At 36.3% G+C, this 684-nt stretch carries 1 protein-coding gene; it reads left to right on the plus strand.

Features of this window, described 5'->3' with window-relative positions; all coding sequences use genetic code 11:
• Positions 1-154: 154 nt before the first annotated feature.
• Positions 155-684 (plus strand): proton-conducting transporter transmembrane domain-containing protein (locus tag ACYVJ0_RS13610; protein ID WP_460818394.1); only part of this gene is annotated, 530 nt, incomplete at its 3' end.

Raw genomic sequence — 684 nt, forward strand, 5'->3', positions numbered from 1 at the left:
TAGTAGCTTATTATCGACTACGAGGTAATATTTCACTTCGAACATAATGTATCTAGCTATTCTTGCACTTCCTATGTTTGGATCAGCTGTTGCTGGTCTACGAGGACGAACTATTGGTGTTACAGGAGCTCACATCATTACAACAGGATGTCTAATGACATCAGCAGCTCTATCTATTGTAGCTTTCTATGAAGTTGGTCTATCAGGATCACCAGTATCTATTGTTATTGGATCATGGATTGATTCAGAATTTATGCTTGTACAATGGGGATTCCTATTTGATAGTCTTACTGTTTCAATGCTACTACCTGTACTTATTGTATCATCACTAGTACACCTTTACTCAATTTCTTACATGGCAGGAGATCCACATAACCAACGATTCTTTTCATATCTATCTATGTTTACTTTCTTTATGCTTGTTCTTGTAGCAGGAGATAACTACTTTATTATGTTTGTAGGTTGGGAAGGAATCGGGATCTCATCATATCTACTAATTAACTTCTGGTATACTCGAATGCAAGCAAATAAGGCAGGTATGAAGGCTCTAACAGTTAACCGAGTAGGTGATATGTTCCTATCAGTAGGATTCTTTGCAATTTTCTGGGTATTTGGTAATGTAGATTATGCTTCAGTATTTTCAGTAGCTCCTTACATTAACGAAACAGCTATAACTATTATTGG

It is taken from the genome of Microbacterium petrolearium (assembly GCF_054782875.1).